The sequence below is a fragment of the Bacillus cereus group sp. BfR-BA-01522 genome, assembly GCF_022662635.1.
GTDB classification, from domain to species: domain Bacteria; phylum Bacillota; class Bacilli; order Bacillales; family Bacillaceae_G; genus Bacillus_A; species Bacillus_A cytotoxicus.
On the sequence record NZ_JAKUDY010000060.1, the window covers coordinates 1 to 249 of the forward strand.

Sequence of the window (249 nt, forward strand, 5' to 3'; positions counted from 1 at the left end):
ATGATTGAATACAAAACGTGAACAACCGATTGTTTTTGCAATTAGAATTTCTTGCCCCTTGTTTGGATAGATACGAAACTTATACACTTTGTTAACTAACATTGATTTCACTCCTTTTAGTATATACTCATTACATACCAAACATAAGTATATACCGAAATGGAAGTGAAGTAGTATGGAACGTATTTCAAAATTAATTAAGTTTCCTGCTGATTTAGTGGCAGAAATCGAAAAATACCAAAAAGAAAA

General features: G+C 30.1%; 1 protein-coding gene. It reads right to left on the bottom strand.

The annotated features are described in order from the left end of the window. Positions 1–102: helix-turn-helix domain-containing protein (locus tag MR059_RS21650; protein ID WP_242162037.1), on the bottom strand; the 102-nt coding region annotated here is incomplete at its 3' end. Positions 103–249 lie beyond the last annotated feature (147 nt).